The following is a 16,468-nucleotide window of genomic DNA, read 5'->3' on the forward strand; positions in this document are numbered from 1 at the left end:
GCTGGCCCGCTCCTTGCTCCCTCTGGTCCGAAGTTGCTCGCAAGGGGTTGCCTGTGGTCGGTCGGATGTCAGATGTCGTGGCAAGCGTGCAAATCCAGAGCGCGCAGCAGAAGCCTGCCCGGTCGCAAGCCCCGAAGGACACGCCCGCGAGCGAGGCTTTCGGCTCGCTGGTCGACAGCAACACGCAGGCCAGCGGCAACAACGCGCCGGCGCAGGACAGCCCGCCGCGCCGGAACGAGCAGAGCTCGTCCTCCCCGGCGGCCGAGCGGCCGTCGCGCGACACCTCTTCCACGGACCAGCCTTCGCAGAGCAAGGCGAGCGACGACACCGAGGCGTCTGCGCCTGCGGAGAATGACAGGGGCGAGGCGCCCAGCGATCCGACCAAGGACGCCGGCAAGGTCAAAGACAAGTCCGAGACGGCCGACGCCAAATCGGCCGACAAATCCGACGAGCCCGAGAGCGACGCGACTGATGGCACCGAGGTCCTCACGGCCGCCGTCGAGGCGGCTGCCGCCGCGCCGTCCGCGACGACGCAGACCGCCCTGCCCGATCTTGGAATCATCGTTGCCGCGCCGGTCGTCCCGGTCGACCCGAATGCAGCTGCGAACCAGGCTGGCGATGCCGCCGCCGCGCCGCTCGCGATCGCCGCGGCAGGTCTTGCCGCCAGCGCCTCCATCGCGGCCCAGATCGCCGGCGCCAAGACCGATACCGCCACGGCGAGCGCCAAGGCCGCAGGCGCCGAGGTCGATGCCGAGACCACGACGACGCTCGGCGAGGCCGCCGCCGGCACGACCGAGACCGCCTCGACCGATGCAAAAGCTGGTGGCGGGCTGATCGCCGCGGTCAGCCAGGGCACGCCCAAGACCGCGTTCAAAGAGGCCGCCACGGCGCAAGCCCAGACCGACATCTCCAATATCGGCCAGGACACCGGCAAGGCGAACGTCGCTGCGCAGGCACCGGCCGCCAACGCCGCCCATGCGCAAGGCTTGAAGCCGCAGGCCGATCACGTCGCGACCGACGCCAAGGCGGGTCCCGCCGACCGCGCCGCCGATCAGGCCCAGGGCACGTCGGCCGCGCCGGCGCATGCCGGCCCGCAAGCCACGATCGCTCCGACGGATACCAGCGCGCAGGCCGCTTCTACCGTGCAGGCGCCGCTGACGAATGCGACCTCGGCCGCGACAGCATCAACCGCGACGCTCACCGCGACCGCGGCGACCCACCCTACGGCGGTGCCGATCAGCGGCATCCCGATCGAGATCGCAGCCGCCATTCGGTCCGGCAAGTCGCGGTTCGACATCAGCCTCGATCCGGCCGAGCTCGGCCGCATCGACGTGCGCATCAACGTCGACCGCGCCGGCAACGTCACCTCGCATCTCACCGTCGAGAGGCCGGAGACGCTGCAGATGCTGCGTCAGGACGCCCCGCAATTGCAGCGCGCGCTCGACGATGCCGGCTTCAAGACCGGCAGCAACGGCCTGTCCTTCAGCCTGCGCGACCAGAATTCATCCGGCCAGCACTCGGGCCAGAACAACGACAATGGCGGCAATGCGCGCCGCCTGATCATCAGCGAGGACGACAGCGTTTCCACGGCGCCCATCGGGCGCGGCTATGGCCGCATGCTCGGATCGAGCAGCGGCGTCGACATCAGAGTGTGAGGAGTATCTGGCAATGACCACCACGAATGCCGCCACTTCGCCCCCGGTCGTCTCCGGGACGACCGACCTGCCGAAATCCTCGTCGAATTCGTCGATGAGCTCGACCACGGGGTCGACGCTCGCCGGCAATTTCCAGACCTTCCTGACCCTGCTGACGACGCAGCTGCAGAACCAGAACCCGCTCGATCCGCTCGACACCAACCAGTTCACCCAGCAGCTGGTGCAGTTCGCCGGCGTCGAGCAGCAGCTCAAGACCAACGAATCGCTGGCTCAGCTCGTCACTCTGCAGCAGACCACGCAGGCGACCCAGGCGCTGGGCTTCGTCGGCAAGACCGCGCTGGTCGACGGCTCGACCGCGACGATGACCAACTCGACGGCTGTCTGGCATCTCAACGTCCCGACCGACTCCACGGTCGAGATCTCCATCGCCAACTCGAGCGGCCAGACCGTGTTCAACGGCAAGTACACCGCCGCCGCCGGCAACGACATTCCCTTTACCTGGAACGGCATGGGTAATGACGGCACGCAATGGCCCGACGGCAAGTACACGATCTCGGCCACGGGCAAGGACGTCGCGAACAACAATGTCGGCATCGCCGCGCAGGTGCAGGGCGTGGTGTCGTCGGTCGATCTGACCCAGTCGCCGCCGCTGCTCACCATCGACGGCGCCAGCTACACGCTGAGCCAGGTCAAGAGCATCATTGCGACGAGCAATTGAGGGCGGGCAAGCGAACCACATACGAGATGTCATCCCCGCGAAGGCGGGGATCCATAACCCCAGGAAGTCGTTTTCGCATTAGGTCGTAACCCCGAGTCGTCGTCAAACTGCTCCCTGGGGTTATGGGTCCCGGGCTCGCGCTACGCGCGCCCCGGGATGACAAGAGAGGGCCTCCACGGCACCTCGGCAGACCCTCTTTGTTAGTAAAGTATTTACCTTCTGCCCCGCTCAGCCGGCCGAGATTGCGTCTTTCGCCCGCCGAGTCGGCCGCGTTCCGGCAAGATTCAACGAGAATTGTATTGAACCCTTAGGCTTAGCGGATTTTTAAGCCGCGGGGGTTACGGTTACGGCGTGAGTTCAGTGGTTGAGAGTTTGTGAGTACGCCATGACAGAACCCCATCGCCCGAGGGTAAAATACGTCATCGGGCCGGACGGCAGTCCGTTGACGATCGCGGATCTGCCTGCACCCGGCACCAAACGCTGGGTCATCCGCCGCAAGGCCGAAGTCGTCGCCGCTGTCCGTGGCGGACTTCTCTCCCTGGAGGAGGCCTGCAGCCGTTATACCCTGACGGTCGACGAATTCCTCTCCTGGCAGTTTTCCATCGACCAGCACGGTCTGGCGGGTCTTCGCACCACCCGCATCCAGCAATATCGCCAGTAGGCGATCCGGAATTCTGCGGTCTTTGACGAAAATCGGCCTCGCTTTGCGAGGCCGATTTTTTTCATGATGCACTTTTGTCCGACCTCTTAACCTTCGTTAACCATATCGAAACCATCACCTAGGCAATAATTGCCCAGTCGACCGCTCGGTTGCGGGTCGGATTGGTCGGGGCGGTTGCTTGCAAGGTCTTGCGGACTTCTTAAAAAGTATCGGTGCCGCCCGGTTCGGGGCGATGATCGCGGTCACCGCCGCGCTCATCGGCTTCTTTGCCTTCGTCATCATGCGTGTCACCACGCCGCAGATGACGACGCTGTTCACGGACCTGTCAGTCGAAGACTCCTCCAGCATCATCAAGGACCTGGAACGCCAGGGCATCCAGTTCGAGATCCGCAATGAGGGCTCCATCATCATGGTGCCCAAGGACAAGGTCACGCGGCTGCGGATGAAGCTCGCCGAGGGCGGCCTGCCCAAGGGCGGCGGCGTCGGCTATGAGGTGTTCGACAAGTCGGACGCGCTCGGCACCACCTCCTTTGTCCAGAACATCAATCATTTGCGCGCGCTCGAGGGCGAGCTCGCCCGCACCATCCGCGCCATCGACCGCATCCAGGCCGCCCGCGTCCACCTGGTGCTGCCCGAGCGCCCGCTGTTCGCCCGCGAGGCGCCGGAGCCGTCGGCCTCGATCGTGGTGCGCGTCCGCGGCGCGCTGGAAGCCCAGCAGATCCGCGCCATCCGCCACCTCGTCGCCTCCGCCGTCAACGGCCTGAAGCCGCAGCGGGTCTCGATCGTCGACGAGGCCGGCCAGCTGCTCGCCGACGGCGCCCAGACCGATCCGGAACAGGCGATCGGCGAGGAACGCCGCATCGCCTTCGAGAAGCGGATGCGCAAGCAGGTCGAGGACATCGTCTCCTCCGTGGTCGGCTCGGGCCGCGCCCGCGTGCAGCTCTCCGCCGATTTCGACGTCAACAAGGTCACCCAGACCTCGGACAAGTTCGACCCCGAAGGCCGCGTGTTGCGCTCGAGCCAGACCCGCGAAGAGCAGAGCATGACCGCCGACAACAACGGCCAGGTCACCGTCAACAACGAGCTGCCCGGCAACCAGCAGAACAACGGCGTCGCGCCCAAGGACCAGAGCAAAAAGACCGAGGAGACCAACAATTACGAGATCTCCCGCACCACCAAGACCGAGGTGACCGAGGCCGGCCGGGTCAACCGCATCTCGGTCGCGGTGCTGGTCGACGGCATCTACAGCAAGAACGACAAGGGCGAGCTGGCCTACCAGGACCGCACCAAGGAGCAGCTCGACCGCATCGCCACGCTGGTGCGCTCGGCGATCGGCTTCGACCAGAAGCGCGGCGACCAGGTCGAGGTCGTCAATCTGCGCTTCGCCGACGCGCCCTCCACCGCCCCGATCGGCGAGCCCAGCGGCTTTCTCGGCATGCTGCAGTTCACCAAGGACGATGTCATGTACTTCGTCGAGCTCGGCGTGATGATGCTGCTCGGCCTCGTCGTGCTGTTCCTGGTGATCCGCCCGCTGGTCAAGCGCATTCTCGCCTCCGACGAGGTCGCCGCCGCCATCTCCGGCGTGCTGACGGGCCCAGCCGCCTCGGAAGAGGCCGCGCCGGCCGGCCAGCCGCTGCTGCCGAGCGGCGGCACCAGCGCCATCGACGTCGCCACCATTCAGGGCCAGGTCCACGCCCAGTCCGTTCACCGCGTCGGCGAGCTCGCCGAACGCAATCCCAACGAAACCGTCGCAATCATCCGCCAGTGGCTGACTGAGCCGACGAAATAACCGAAGCCAAGTGCATCAAGAAGTGATCTGACATGGCCGCCACCTTGCAAAACGCCAACTCGAACGACATCACCAGCGTGATCTCCACGCTGGGTCAGCGCGCCGGCAATCGCGCCGCCGACGGCAAGGGCCTCGAGCAGCTGCCCGGGCCGAAGCGTGCCGCGATCCTGATGCTGGCGCTCGGCGAGCAATATGGCGGCAAGATCTGGGGCCTGCTCGACGACGACGAGGTGCGCCAGCTCTCGCTGGAGATGTCGACGCTCGGCACCGTCGAAGTCGACACCGTCGAGGACATGCTGCTCGAATTCGTCTCGCGCATGTCGGCCTCGGGCGCTCTGATGGGCAATTTCGACGCCACCGAGCGGCTGCTCCAGCAATACCTGCCGCCGGAACGCGTCAACGGCATCATGGACGAGATCCGCGGTCCCGCCGGGCGCAACATGTGGGAGAAGCTCTCCAACGTGCAGGAAGAGGTTCTCGCCAACTATCTCAAGAACGAATACCCGCAGACCATCGCCGTGGTGCTGTCGAAGCTGAAGCCGGAGCACGCCGCGCGCGTGCTCGGCATCCTGCCCGAGGAGCTCGCGCTCGACGTCGTCAACCGCATGCTGAAGATGGAGGCGGTGCAGAAGGAGGTGATCGAGAGTGTCGAGAAGACGCTGCGCACCGAATTCATGTCCAACCTGTCGCAGACCCGCCGCCGCGACGCCCACGAGGTCATGGCGGAAATCTTCAACAATTTCGATCGCCAGACCGAGACCCGCTTCATCACCTCTCTGGAAGAGGACAACCGCGAATCCGCCGAGCGCATCAAGGCGCTGATGTTCACCTTCGACGACCTCGTGAAGCTCGATTCCGGCTCCGCCCAGACCTTGATGCGCAACGTCGACAAGGACAAGCTCGGCGTCGCGCTCAAGAGCGCGAACGAGGACGTCCGCAATTTCTTCTTCGGCAACATGTCCTCGCGCGCGGCCAAGATGCTCCAGGACGACATGGCGGCGATGGGCCCCGTGCGCCTGCGCGACGTTGACGAGGCCCAGGCGCTGCTGGTCAATCTCGCCAAGGACCTCGCCGCCAAGGGTGAGATCATGCTGACCAAGAACCGCGCCGACGACGAGCTGGTGTACTGATGGCCGCTCCGGCAAAATTCCTGTTCGATACCGACTTCGCGGCGCCCGAACGGGCGACGCGCGAGAAGGCCGCGACCGCGGCCGAGATCGCGCAGAAGGTCGCGGAAGCCGAGGCCCGCGCCTATCAGGACGGCTTTGCCGCCGGCCAGCGCGAGGCTAAGGCCGAGAGCGACCGTCGCGTCGCGCTCGCGATGGAAGAGATCAACATCGCCATCCGCGGCGTCGCCGCCGGCATCGGCAACATCGAGACCAGGATGGAGACCGAGGCGGTCGAGGTCGCGATCGCGGTGGCGCGCAAGCTGTGCGCCGACCTTGTCGCCGCCGAGCCGCTCGGCGAGGTCATCGCGCTGGTCAAGGACTGCTTCTCGCATCTGGTCGCGACGCCGCATCTCGTCGTCCGCATCAACGATTCGCTCTACGACAGCGCGCGCGAGAAGATCGAGCGGCTCGCCAAGCAGAGCGGCTTCGAGGGCCGGCTGGTGATCCTGGCCGAGCCGGAAATTGCCACCGGCGACTGCCGGATCGAATGGGCCGATGGCGGCGTCGTGCTGGAGCGCGGCGCCATTGCGGCCAAGATCGACGAAATGGTCGGACGCTATATCGCGTCCCGCAGGGGGAGCTAAACCATGAGCGACACCGACGGACAGGTCCCGCTGCCCGATCTCAACGGCCCGATGCCGCCTGCCGGCACCGACGTCGGCTACAACGAGGACGAATATGCGGCGCGTGCCGCCGCCGACCTCGAGGCGGTGTTCGACGTGCCGGTGCAGGTCTCGGCCGTGCTCGGCCGCTCCAAGATGGACGTCGGCGAGCTCCTGAAGCTCGGACCGGGCACCGTGCTAGAGCTCGACCGGCGCGTCGGCGAGGCCATCGACATCTACGTCAACAACAAGCTGGTCGCCCGCGGCGAGGTCGTCCTGGTCGAGGACAAGCTCGGCGTGACCATGACGGAAATCATCAAGGCCGAACGCGGCTGAGACGCAAGGACATGACGCGCGACGGCGCGAGCAGACGGACAGGAGACTGACATGCGGCTTCTCATCGTTGGCACATTGAAGGGCCAGCTCACCACCGCCACCAAGATCGCGATGGAGAACGGCGCCACCGTGACCCATGCCGAGGATCACGAGCAGGCGATGCGCGTGCTGCGCGGGGGCAAGGGCGCCGACCTCCTGCTGGTCGACGTCGCGCTCGACATCCGCGACCTCGTGCTGCGGCTGGAAGCCGAGCACATCCACGCCCCGATCGTCGCCTGCGGCATCACCAACGACGCCCGCGCCGCGGTCGCTGCGATCCATGCCGGGGCCAAGGAATACATCCCGCTGCCGCCAGATCCGGAGCTGATCGCCGCGGTGCTGGCTGCCGTCGCCAACGATTCCCGCGAGCTGGTCTACCGTGACGATGCGATGGCAAAGGTGATCAAGCTCGCCCAGCAGATCGCCGGCTCGGACGCCTCGGTGATGATCACCGGCGAATCCGGCACGGGCAAGGAAGTGCTGGCCCGCTACGTTCACTCCCGTTCGGCCCGGGCCAAGCGTCCGTTCATCTCGATCAACTGCGCCGCCATCCCGGAGCACCTGCTGGAATCCGAGCTGTTCGGCCACGAGAAGGGCGCCTTCACCGGCGCGGTCGCCCGCCGCATCGGCAAGTTCGAGGAGGCGACCGGCGGCACGCTGCTGCTCGACGAAATCTCGGAGATGGACGTTCGCCTGCAATCGAAACTGCTGCGCGCCATCCAGGAGCGTGTGATCGACCGCGTCGGCGGCACCAAGCCGGTTCCGGTCGACATCCGCATCATCGCGACCTCGAACCGCAATCTCGCCGAGGCCGTGCGAGAGGGCACGTTCCGCGAGGACTTGCTGTTCCGCCTCAACGTCGTGAATTTGAAGATCCCGCCGCTGCGCGAGCGTCCCGCCGACATCCTCGAGCTCGCCCAGCACTTCGTGAAGAAATATGCCGACGCCAACGGCGTGCCGCTGCGTCCGCTCTCGGCCGAGGCGCGCCGCGTGCTCTCCGCCAACCGCTGGCAGGGCAACGTCCGCGAGCTCGAAAACACCATGCACCGCGCGGTGCTGATGGCCCAGGGCGACGAAATCGGGCCCGACGCCATCATCACGCCGGACGGCGACCGCCTCGACCTCGCCAAGACCGCCCCGGCCGTGGCGCATGCCACCATGGCCGCCGAGCAGGTGACGCGCGCGCTGGTGGGGCGCACCGTCGCCGACGTCGAACGCGACCTGATCCTGGAGACGCTGAAGCACTGCCTCGGCAACCGCACCCATGCCGCCAACATTCTCGGCATCTCGATCCGCACGCTGCGCAACAAGCTCAACGAATATGCCGACGGCGGCATCCCAATCCCGCCCGCAGGCACGCCCGGGGAATATCCGCGGATGCCGATGATGGGGGCGTAGACGCCCGCGACCATCGAGCGGACGCGAATGCCCGGGCCAAGTCCGGGCATTTTTCGTTTGGCGCAGGCCGCCACCCCGTCATTGCGAGCGCAGCGAAGCAATCCAGAATCCCTCGGCGGCGACAGACCGGATTGCTTCGCTGCGCTCGCAATGACGAACCTCAAGAGCATCCTTCGCATGACCGAACCGCGCCACGTGACTATGCCATCCGCGCGGCACGCCCTATAACCCCGCCCGAAAACCACGCGAGGGACCACATGTCTGAAGCTCAAATCACGGATTGGCTGGCGTCGCAGAAGCAGGCGATGATCGACCTGCTCCGCGACGTCGTGAACATCGATTCCGGCTCCTACGACAAGGAAGGCGTCGATGCGGTCGGTGCGCGGTTCGAGCGGTACTTTGCCGAGCATGGCATTCCGTTCCGGCGCGAAAGCCACGGCACGTTCGGCGACGCGATCCATGCCGAGGTGGCAAAGCCCGGCAGCAACGAGAAGCCGGTGCTGTTGATGGGACACCGCGACACGGTGTTCGGCAAGGGCGAGGCTGCGCGGCGGCCGTTCACGATCCGGGATGGCCGCGCCTATGGACCCGGTGTCGCCGACATGAAGTCCGGCCTCGTCATGAACGTGTTCGTGGCCGCCGCCTTCCACAAGTTCGGCGGCTCACCGCATCCGATCAAGGTGCTGATCACCTCGGACGAAGAGATCGGCTCGCCCTCCTCGCGGCCGGTGATCGAGCGCGAAGGACGCGCGGCGCGCGCCGTGTACAATTCCGAGCCTGGCCGCCCGACCGGCAACGTCGTGACGGGGCGCAAGGGCGGCATCTTCATGCACATGGCCATCACCGGCAAGGCCGCGCATTCCGGCGCCAACTTCGCCGCCGGCGTCAGCGCCATCGGCGAGCTCGCGCACAAGATCGTCCAGATCCACGCGCTCACCGACCTAGACAAGGGCATCACGCTCAATGTGGGCCTCGTCTCGGGTGGGCAGTCCGTCAACACGACCGCGCCTTACGCGGAAGGGCAGATCGACCTGCGCTATGTCGATCCGGCCGATCGCGCGCGGATCATGGGTGCGATCGAGAAGATCGTCGCGACGCCTTACGTGCCCGGCACCAGCGCGACGCTGTCGATCAAGGGCGAGTTCGTGCCGGTGGTGCAGAGCGCGGAGTCGAAGGCGCTGTTCGAAAACTATCAGGCGGCCGCAAGGCAGGTGGGCCTCACCACGCTGCAGGGCGAGTTCTCCGGCGGCTGCGCCGATTCCGGCTTCACCGCCGCCGTGGGCACGCCGACCATTTGCGGTCTCGGCCCGGTCGGCGGGCTCGCGCACACGCCGGAGGAATATCTGGAGATCGACAGCATCGTGCCGCGCGCGCAGGCGCTGGCGCTGGCGATTCTGCGGGGGTAAACACAGGTGCGTAGGGTGGGTTAGCCCTGCAGATGCGCAAAGCGCATCTGCTCGGCGTAACCCACCTCGTCATTTTCCGTGGAGACAAACAGTGGTGGGTTACGCCTACGGCTAACCCACCCTACGAGACCGTCACGAATAGCTCGGCGCATCCGGCTTGCGGAAGATGTGGATGGGATCGCCCGGCACGATCGGAGAGCCAGAGAACATCGCGTAGGCGTAGAGCGCGAGATAGGCGATCGCGAGCGCGCCGATGGCGTAGAAGATCAAGGTAGCCACGCGCTTCATCGTCCGCTCCATGCGTCCGGCGGGACAGTCAGGAGCGCTTCTAGAGCGACGAGGCGGAAAAGGCCAGCCTTGCGCGAGGCTCGCCGACGGCGATCAAATGCCGCGCCGGCCGCGCGCGGGAAGGCTGACATCGGCGAGCCGGGCCGCGTCTTCGTCCTGGTCGACCGCCACGTATTGGCCGTGCCAATAGGCCAGCGCGGCATTGCGAGTCGAGCTCCTGATATCCCTGACACGGCCGATGACGATGCCGTGCGAGTGCCGTTCGACGATCTCCTCGACTTCGCAATCGAAGGCCGAGAGCGCGCCGGCCAGCAGCGGGACACCAGAGACTGCCGTCACCCACTGGCTGCCTACAAAGCGATCCGCACCCTTCAGCCCGCCCTTGCCGGCAAAGCGTTCGGCAATGTCGAGTTGGTCAGCATTGAGGATGTTCACGCCGAAGGCGCCGTGGCGGCGGATCAGCGGAAACGACGAGGCGTCGCGGTTGATGCTGACCAGCAGCGTCGGCGGCTCGACCGACAGCGAGGTGACCGAGGTCACAGTCATGCCGGAGATGTCCTTGCCCCGCCCGGCCGTAATGATGCTGACGCCGCCGGTGAGGTGGCGCATGGCGCCGCGGAAATCGGCGGACGAGACGGGAATTTCGGTCATGAGCTCGCGGGGCACTACATTCATGGCGCTACTCCCCGCAAGCGGGGGTTCCCTTTATTTAGGTACGATCGTCCGCCGACAACAGGTGGCTCAGGATGGAGCCTTCGAGCCCGGCAAGCTCGGCCGAGCCGCGCTGGCGCGGCCGGGCGGCGTTAACCGTGACGTCATGGGCGATGCGGCCCTCCTCGATGACGAGCACGCGGTCGGCCAGCGCCACGGCTTCCGAGACATCGTGGGTCACCAGGATCGCGGTAAAGCCCTGATCGCGCCAGACCCGCTCGAGGAGCCGCTGCATCGAGATGCGGGTCAGCGCGTCCAGCGCGCCGAGCGGCTCGTCGAAGGCGAGCACGCGCGGGCGCGAGACCAGCGCACGGCCGAGCGCGACGCGCTGCTTCTGGCCCCCTGAGAGCACCGAGGGCCATTGATCGCGCTTGTCGGCGAGGCCGACCTCGATCAGCGCCTTCTCGGCGCGGGCATGCGCATCGCTCGAGGCACGATCGCGGCCGAGGCCGACCTCGACATTGGCGAGCACGCGGGCCCAGGGCAGCAGCCGCGGCTCCTGGAACATCACGCGGATGTCCTCGGGCTGAATATCCTGCCCGAAGCTGATGCTGCCGGCATCGATCTTGTCGAGGCCGGCGATCAGGCGCAGCAAGGTGCTCTTGCCGCAGCCGCTCTTGCCGACGATCGCGACGAACTGGCCGGCGGGAATGTGCAGGTCGATGCCGCGCAGCACCTCGTTGTTACCGAAGGATTTGCGCAAGCCGCGGATGCTGAGCGGCAGGCCGCTGGCCTGAACTCGGTGTTCTTTTTGCCGCTCCTCGCGCACCACGCGGGCGTGTGGGGCGAAAGCGGCGCGGCCGGCGAGCTCGGTCTCGGGAAGAGAGGTACGAAGCGCTGTCTGCATGTGATTCCCAGTATTTTGCTCAACGTTTCTGGAAGGCGGGGTGCCAGGAGAGCGTCAGACGCTCCAGCACGCGGGAGGCGCTGTCGGCGAGCTTGCCGAGCAGGGCGTAGATCAGGATCGAGAGCACGACGACGTCGATCAGCATGAACTCGCGCGCTTGCATCGCCATGTAGCCGAGGCCGGAAGAGGCCGCGATGGTCTCGGCGACGATCAGCGTCAGCCACATGATGCCGAGCGCAAAGCGGATGCCGACGAAGATCGAGGGCAGCGCGCCCGGGAAGATGACGCGGCGGAACAGTTCGCCATCGGTCATGCCGTAGATGCGGCCCATCTCGATCAGCTGCGGATCGACGGTGCGGATGCCGTGCAGCGTGTTGAGATAGATCGGGAAGAACACCCCGAGCGCCACCAGGAAGAGCTTTGCGCTTTCGTCGATGCCGAACCAGAGGATGACCAGCGGGATCAGCGCCAGATGCGGCACGTTGCGCACCATCTGCAGGGTGGTATCGGTGAGCCTGGCCGAGAGCTGCGACAGGCCGTTGGCGAGGCCGAAGGCGAAGCCGATGCTGCCGCCGATCAAAAAGCCGACCGAGGCGCGCCAGAACGACACCCAGATGTTGCGGACGAGCTCACCGGAGACCAGCAGCTTCCAGCCCGCGAGCACGACGTCGCTCGGGGCCGGCAGCACCCGCGTCGGCACGAAGCCGGTGACGCTCGCGACCTGCCAGACCGCGATGATGGCGAGCGGCACGATCCACTGGATCAGGCCGTCGGCCCGCGGCAGGCGGATGCTGCGCGGAAGCGAAATGCTGTCGATCAGGCTCATGACTGCGACACCCGGTGCTGCGGACGGAAATCGCTGCCGACGGTCTCGCCGAACGGACCGCCGTTGAAATGCAGCTTCGTCACGTTGCTCGGCTGCTCCAGCGCGAGCAGCGGGAACACCAGCTCGGCGAAGCGATAGGCTTCCTCCAGATGCGGATAGCCCGACATGATGAAGGTATCGATGCCGAGATCCTGATACTCCTTGATGCGGGCCGCAACCGTCTGGGCGTCGCCGACCAGCGCCGTGCCGGCGCCGCCGCGGACGAGGCCGACGCCGGCCCACAGGTTCGGCGCGATCTCGAGCTTGTCGCGCTTGCCGCCGTGGAGCTGCGCCATGCGCTGCTGACCGACCGAGTCCATACGGGCAAAGTTCTTCTGGGCCAGCGCGATGGTGTCGTCGCTGACGTGCCTGATCAGCTCGTTTGCGGCGTGCCAGGCTTCTTCGTTGGTCTCGCGGACAATGACGTGTAGACGGATGCCGAAGGAGAGTTTGCGGCCACGAGCGGCGGCAACCTCCCTCACCTTCGCGATCTTCTCGGCGACCAGCGCCGGCGGCTCGCCCCAGGTGAGATATTTGTCGACGGTGTCGACGGCGACGTCGATGCCGGCATCGGAGGAGCCGCCGAAATAGAGCGGCGGGCGCGGCGACTGCACGGAGGGAAACAGCAGCTTGCCGCCCTCGATGCGGATGTGCTTGCCTCCGACGTTCACCGTCTTGCCGGCGAGCAGGTCGCTGTAGACGTTGAGGAACTCGCGGGTGACCTCGTAGCGCTCGTCGTGGCCGAGGAAGATGCCGTCGCCCTTGTTCTCGACGGGATCGCCGCCGGTGACGACGTTGACGAGGAGCCGGCCGTTCGAGATGCGATCGAGCGTCGCGGTCATGCGCGCGGCTACGCTCGGCGATTGCAGGCCGGGACGAACGGCGACGAGATAGCGCAACCGCTCAGTGAACGGCGCGACCGAGGACGCAACGATCCAGGAATCCTCGCAGGACCGCCCGGTCGGCAACAGCACGCCGAAATAGCCGAGCTGATCGGCGGCCTGCGCGATCTGGCGCAGATAGTTGAAGTTGACCTCGCGGCCGCCGATGCCGGTGCCGAGATAGCGGCCGTCACCATGGGTCGGCAGGAACCAGAGGATGTTGGCGTTGGATTGGCTCATGGATTGCCCCTAGCCGTAAGTGGTGCCGACGGCGGCCGCGACGATGCCGATCGACAGCACGATGGCTGCGATCACGCGTTGAACGATGCGCTTCATGTTCAGACCTTTTTGAACGGGAAGAGTTGTCGGCACGGTCAGGCTGCCGGGTTGCGCCAGACGATGTCGCGAATATGAATCGGCTTCGGGATCAGGCCGAGCTCGTAGAAGCGGTCGGCGACGCCCTGCTGGGTCGCAACGATCTCGTCGGTGACGGGGCCGACCACGAAGTTCGCGCGATTGGCGGCGACGGTCTGGATATCCAAGGGAACGCCGGTGATCGCGGCGAGCGATCTTGCGACCTCGTCGCGGTGCTGCTCGGCCCATTGGCCGGCCGCGGTCGTCACGTCGACGATCTGCTGCAGGATCGCCGCATGGTTCTTCGCGAACTCGCGGTTGGCGATGTAGAAGGAATTGGTCTTGGTGACCTCGCGCGCATTGATCAGGATGCGGCCGTTCTGCTTGGTCTCGCCGATGGCGAAATAGGGATCCCAGATCGCCCACGCTTCGATGCTGCCATTGGCGAAGGCGGGGCCGGCATCCGGCGGCGTCAGGTAGACCGGCGTGATGTCGGCATAGGTGAGGCCGGCCTTCTCCAGCGTCTGCACCACGACGTTGTGGGCGCTGGAGCCCTTGGTGAAGCCGATGCGCTTGCCCTTGAGGTCTTTGATGTCGCGGATCGGCGAATCCTTGGGGACCAGGATGCCCTGGCCGTTGGTGATGGGCTGGCCGGCGGCGTAGACGATCGCCGCGCCCGCGGCCTGGGCGAACACAGGCGGGGAATCTCCGACCGCGCCGAAATCGACGCTGCCGACGTTCATCGCCTCCATCATCGGCGGGCCCGAGGAGAACTCGATCCACTTCACCTCGATGCCTGAGGCTGCGAAATGTCTTTCCAGGGCAGCCTGCTGGCGCGTGATGACCAGCACGCCGGTCTTCTGGTAGCCGATACGAATTTCCTTCACCGCCCCTTGCGCGATCGCAGGCGATGCGAACGCGGCGGCGGCCGCAGTTCCAACCGAAAGTTTCAGAAAGTCTCGACGCTGCATTCCACACTCCCGGCCGCGTGCGGCCGTCATCATTCACGTTTACCGAATGATGGTGCGCGTCATCGGAAGTGTCGAGACGTCCGCGAAAATAGCGATGCGAGCACTGCGCTGCATGCCGCGCGCGTGACTAATCTTTCAAGCGGCGAAGCGAATGAGGATGGAATTTTTCTGCACGCGAATGTGAGGGCTCCACGGATTTGGTCGAGCCCGGACCGGCGGAACATAAAAAGTCGCAAAACAACCCCATGCACAGTAGCCGGGCGTGCGAAAACAACGACTTACGTATTATCCGAAGTGCGGTTGACTCGTCGGGCAAAACAGCGGCAGAATGGCATGATTTCGTAGTGGGTGCCGAGGCGCGGAGCTCCCTCCACCCTCTCGCCGTCATTCCCCGCGAAGGCGGGGAATCCAGTACGCCGCGGCCCGGCGATTCAACCACAACTGTCTCGGAGTACTGGATCGCCCGGTCAAGCCGGGCGATGACACCGAACGTGTGACGGGCGACGTGCCACGAGCACCACCGGCCTATCGCTCCCACCTCACCGGCAGATTCTGCAGCCCGCGGAAGGCCCAGCCGCCGATCCGCACCTCTTCGTCCTCGGCGAGCTCGATGCGCGAGGCCCGCGCGAACAATGTCGGCAGCGCGACGTCGGCGATCATGGCGCGCGAGGCGAAGGCGCCGGCGCAGAAATGCGGGCCGGCGCCGAAGGCGACGCTCTTGGAGGTGTCGCGCCGCACGTCGAACTGATCGGCGCGCTCGAAATGCTTCTCGTCGCGGTTGGCGGAGCCGAACATCAGGAACACGCGCTCGTCGAGCTCGAACGCCACATCGCGAATGGTCCAGGGTTTTGCGATACGGCGCGGCGACATGCCGATCGGCGAGATCCAGCGGGCATATTCCTCGAAGGCTTGCAGCCACGACACCTCCCCGCGCAGGACCAGATCGAGCTGGTCGGGATGGGTCAGCAGCGCCCAGACCGTGCCGGCGATCGCCTTGCGCGGCTCGTTCTGGCCGCCCGAGATGGCGAGCTTGACGTTGGCGCGCACGCTCTCCATCGGCATGCCCGAGGCGAGCAGCACGCCCAAAATGCTCTGGTCGGGATGCTTGCGCATCACCGGCAGGATGTCGTCGATCGCGGCGTCGATGCCCACGGTTGCCGCATGACAGCGCGCCTCGACCGCGGGGTCGCCGGCATAATTGGCGATGCCTTCGATCATGCCTTGCGACCACGAATCCATGTCCTGAAAGCCGATATTGGTGAGGCCGGTGATCGACTTCAGGCATTCGCCGGAGAACGGCAGCGCGAAGTCGCGCATCAGATCGATCCGGCCCGGTTCGAGCGAAGCGATGATGCGATCCGCATGGGCCTGGAACTGGGCGGTCCAGTAGCCCTTCACCGTCTTCGGCGAGACCGTCGGAAACATGGCGCGGCGCTCGACGAGATGCGCTTCGCCGTCCTTGCGCATCATGTTGTGGCCCATCAGCCGGTTCATCAGGCCGGCGGGCTGGTGCGAGGAGAACACGTCGATCTGCTTCTCGGAGATCGAGATGTCGTCGCGGCTCGTCAGCAGCGTCGAGCCGAGCTGCGGCACGAAGGCGATCGGCGCCTCCTTCCGCATCTTGGCGAGCATCGGATAGGGGTCGGCCCAGAAGGCAGCCGGGTCGATCTCGATGCGCGGCGCGGTGCTCAAGCTTCGCTCCCTTGTCGTCTCCTCGATGCCGAGGCTAGCGCCTTTCAGTTGCCGCCGTCTGTCCCCATGGATTGGGACAGGCGGGC

General features: G+C 66.0%; 17 protein-coding genes. 9 read left to right on the top strand and 8 right to left on the bottom strand.

Going from position 1 to position 16,468, the window contains the following annotated elements; genetic code table 11:
* The first annotated feature begins 53 nt into the window (after nucleotides 1-53).
* From I6F28_RS02605 to I6F28_RS02645, 9 genes are all read left to right on the top strand, one after another.
* Entirely contained in the window at nucleotides 54-1,655 is a 1,602-nt protein-coding gene (locus tag I6F28_RS02605) for a flagellar hook-length control protein FliK (protein ID WP_225139217.1), read from the top strand.
* Nucleotides 1,656-1,668: 13 nt separating this feature from the next.
* Nucleotides 1,669-2,373 (top strand): flagellar hook assembly protein FlgD, encoded by a 705-nt coding sequence (locus I6F28_RS02610; RefSeq protein WP_109142571.1) that lies wholly within the window; start codon nucleotides 1,669-1,671, stop codon nucleotides 2,371-2,373.
* 385 nt (nucleotides 2,374-2,758) lie between these two features.
* The gene (gene sciP / locus I6F28_RS02615) at nucleotides 2,759-3,034 is read left to right on the top strand and encodes a CtrA inhibitor SciP (protein WP_002714638.1); all 276 of its coding nucleotides are present in this window, start codon (nucleotides 2,759-2,761) and stop codon (nucleotides 3,032-3,034) included.
* A gap of 178 nt (nucleotides 3,035-3,212) precedes the next feature.
* Nucleotides 3,213-4,823, top strand: coding sequence for a flagellar basal-body MS-ring/collar protein FliF (fliF, locus tag I6F28_RS02620; protein WP_225139218.1), 1,611 nt, complete (start codon nucleotides 3,213-3,215; stop codon nucleotides 4,821-4,823).
* 32 nt (nucleotides 4,824-4,855) lie between these two features.
* On the top strand, nucleotides 4,856-5,953 hold the full coding sequence (fliG, locus tag I6F28_RS02625; RefSeq protein ID WP_225139219.1) for a flagellar motor switch protein FliG: 1,098 nt from the start codon (nucleotides 4,856-4,858) through the stop codon (nucleotides 5,951-5,953).
* The gene (locus tag I6F28_RS02630; protein ID WP_109142568.1) at nucleotides 5,953-6,576 is read left to right on the top strand and encodes a FliH/SctL family protein; all 624 of its coding nucleotides are present in this window, start codon (nucleotides 5,953-5,955) and stop codon (nucleotides 6,574-6,576) included. Before fliG ends, I6F28_RS02630 begins: the two co-directional genes overlap by 1 nt.
* A 3-nt stretch (nucleotides 6,577-6,579) precedes the next feature.
* Nucleotides 6,580-6,930 (top strand): flagellar motor switch protein FliN, encoded by a 351-nt coding sequence (fliN, locus tag I6F28_RS02635; RefSeq protein ID WP_035704875.1) that lies wholly within the window; start codon nucleotides 6,580-6,582, stop codon nucleotides 6,928-6,930.
* A 51-nt stretch (nucleotides 6,931-6,981) separates the two neighbouring features.
* Nucleotides 6,982-8,367 carry a sigma-54-dependent transcriptional regulator FlbD gene (gene flbD, locus I6F28_RS02640; RefSeq protein ID WP_035999037.1) on the top strand — a complete coding sequence of 462 codons (1,386 nt, stop codon included), beginning with the start codon at nucleotides 6,982-6,984 and terminating at the stop codon, nucleotides 8,365-8,367.
* Nucleotides 8,368-8,624: 257 nt separating this feature from the next.
* Complete coding sequence (locus I6F28_RS02645) at nucleotides 8,625-9,773, top strand: M20 family metallopeptidase (RefSeq protein ID WP_225139220.1); 1,149 nt, start codon at nucleotides 8,625-8,627, stop codon at nucleotides 9,771-9,773.
* 132 nt (nucleotides 9,774-9,905) lie between these two features.
* Here I6F28_RS02645 and I6F28_RS02650 read toward each other — a convergent pair whose 3' ends face one another.
* The 8 genes from I6F28_RS02650 to I6F28_RS02680 all read right to left on the bottom strand — a co-directional run bounded on the left by I6F28_RS02650 (nucleotide 9,906) and on the right by I6F28_RS02680 (nucleotide 16,382).
* Nucleotides 9,906-10,061 (bottom strand): hypothetical protein, encoded by a 156-nt coding sequence (locus tag I6F28_RS02650; RefSeq protein ID WP_035999067.1) that lies wholly within the window; start codon nucleotides 10,059-10,061, stop codon nucleotides 9,906-9,908.
* 93 nt (nucleotides 10,062-10,154) lie between these two features.
* Nucleotides 10,155-10,736 (bottom strand): flavin reductase family protein, encoded by a 582-nt coding sequence (locus tag I6F28_RS02655; protein WP_109142566.1) that lies wholly within the window; start codon nucleotides 10,734-10,736, stop codon nucleotides 10,155-10,157.
* Nucleotides 10,737-10,770: 34 nt separating this feature from the next.
* Nucleotides 10,771-11,619, bottom strand: a complete 849-nt coding sequence (locus I6F28_RS02660) for an ATP-binding cassette domain-containing protein (protein WP_225126218.1) — start codon at nucleotides 11,617-11,619, stop codon at nucleotides 10,771-10,773.
* Between the two features lie 19 nt (nucleotides 11,620-11,638).
* Nucleotides 11,639-12,445, bottom strand: a complete 807-nt coding sequence (gene ssuC / locus I6F28_RS02665) for an aliphatic sulfonate ABC transporter permease SsuC (protein WP_035999023.1) — start codon at nucleotides 12,443-12,445, stop codon at nucleotides 11,639-11,641.
* Nucleotides 12,442-13,605 carry an FMNH2-dependent alkanesulfonate monooxygenase gene (ssuD, locus tag I6F28_RS02670; protein WP_225139221.1) on the bottom strand — a complete coding sequence of 388 codons (1,164 nt, stop codon included), beginning with the start codon at nucleotides 13,603-13,605 and terminating at the stop codon, nucleotides 12,442-12,444. The genes ssuC and ssuD overlap by 4 nt, the downstream gene beginning before the upstream one ends.
* A 9-nt stretch (nucleotides 13,606-13,614) precedes the next feature.
* Nucleotides 13,615-13,737 carry a hypothetical protein gene (locus tag I6F28_RS37430; RefSeq protein ID WP_260344179.1) on the bottom strand — a complete coding sequence of 41 codons (123 nt, stop codon included), beginning with the start codon at nucleotides 13,735-13,737 and terminating at the stop codon, nucleotides 13,615-13,617.
* Nucleotides 13,738-13,739: 2 nt separating this feature from the next.
* On the bottom strand, nucleotides 13,740-14,690 hold the full coding sequence (locus I6F28_RS02675; RefSeq protein ID WP_225126223.1) for a sulfonate ABC transporter substrate-binding protein: 951 nt from the start codon (nucleotides 14,688-14,690) through the stop codon (nucleotides 13,740-13,742).
* Between the two features lie 525 nt (nucleotides 14,691-15,215).
* Entirely contained in the window at nucleotides 15,216-16,382 is a 1,167-nt protein-coding gene (locus I6F28_RS02680; RefSeq protein WP_225139222.1) for a cytochrome P450, read from the bottom strand.
* Between the last annotated feature and the right edge of the window lie 86 nt (nucleotides 16,383-16,468).

The organism is Bradyrhizobium sp. NBAIM14 (genome assembly GCF_020193895.1).
Classification (GTDB): domain Bacteria; phylum Pseudomonadota; class Alphaproteobacteria; order Rhizobiales; family Xanthobacteraceae; genus Bradyrhizobium; species Bradyrhizobium yuanmingense.

Bases quoted from the DNA above. Each gene is read 5' to 3' on its own strand.
- I6F28_RS02610 (WP_109142571.1), top strand. From the start codon at position 1,669: ATGACCACCACGAATGCCGCCACTTCGCCCCCGGTCGTCTCCGGGACG.
- sciP (WP_002714638.1), top strand. From the start codon at position 2,759: ATGACAGAACCCCATCGCCCGAGGGTAAAATACGTCATCGGGCCGGAC.
- fliG (WP_225139219.1), top strand. From the start codon at position 4,856: ATGGCCGCCACCTTGCAAAACGCCAACTCGAACGACATCACCAGCGTG.
- I6F28_RS02630 (WP_109142568.1), top strand. From the start codon at position 5,953: ATGGCCGCTCCGGCAAAATTCCTGTTCGATACCGACTTCGCGGCGCCC.
- fliN (WP_035704875.1), top strand. From the start codon at position 6,580: ATGAGCGACACCGACGGACAGGTCCCGCTGCCCGATCTCAACGGCCCG.
- flbD (WP_035999037.1), top strand. From the start codon at position 6,982: ATGCGGCTTCTCATCGTTGGCACATTGAAGGGCCAGCTCACCACCGCC.
- I6F28_RS02645 (WP_225139220.1), top strand. From the start codon at position 8,625: ATGTCTGAAGCTCAAATCACGGATTGGCTGGCGTCGCAGAAGCAGGCG.
- I6F28_RS02650 (WP_035999067.1), bottom strand. From the start codon at position 10,061: ATGAAGCGCGTGGCTACCTTGATCTTCTACGCCATCGGCGCGCTCGCG.
- I6F28_RS02655 (WP_109142566.1), bottom strand. From the start codon at position 10,736: ATGAATGTAGTGCCCCGCGAGCTCATGACCGAAATTCCCGTCTCGTCC.
- I6F28_RS02660 (WP_225126218.1), bottom strand. From the start codon at position 11,619: ATGCAGACAGCGCTTCGTACCTCTCTTCCCGAGACCGAGCTCGCCGGC.
- ssuC (WP_035999023.1), bottom strand. From the start codon at position 12,445: ATGAGCCTGATCGACAGCATTTCGCTTCCGCGCAGCATCCGCCTGCCG.
- ssuD (WP_225139221.1), bottom strand. From the start codon at position 13,605: ATGAGCCAATCCAACGCCAACATCCTCTGGTTCCTGCCGACCCATGGT.
- I6F28_RS02675 (WP_225126223.1), bottom strand. From the start codon at position 14,690: ATGCAGCGTCGAGACTTTCTGAAACTTTCGGTTGGAACTGCGGCCGCC.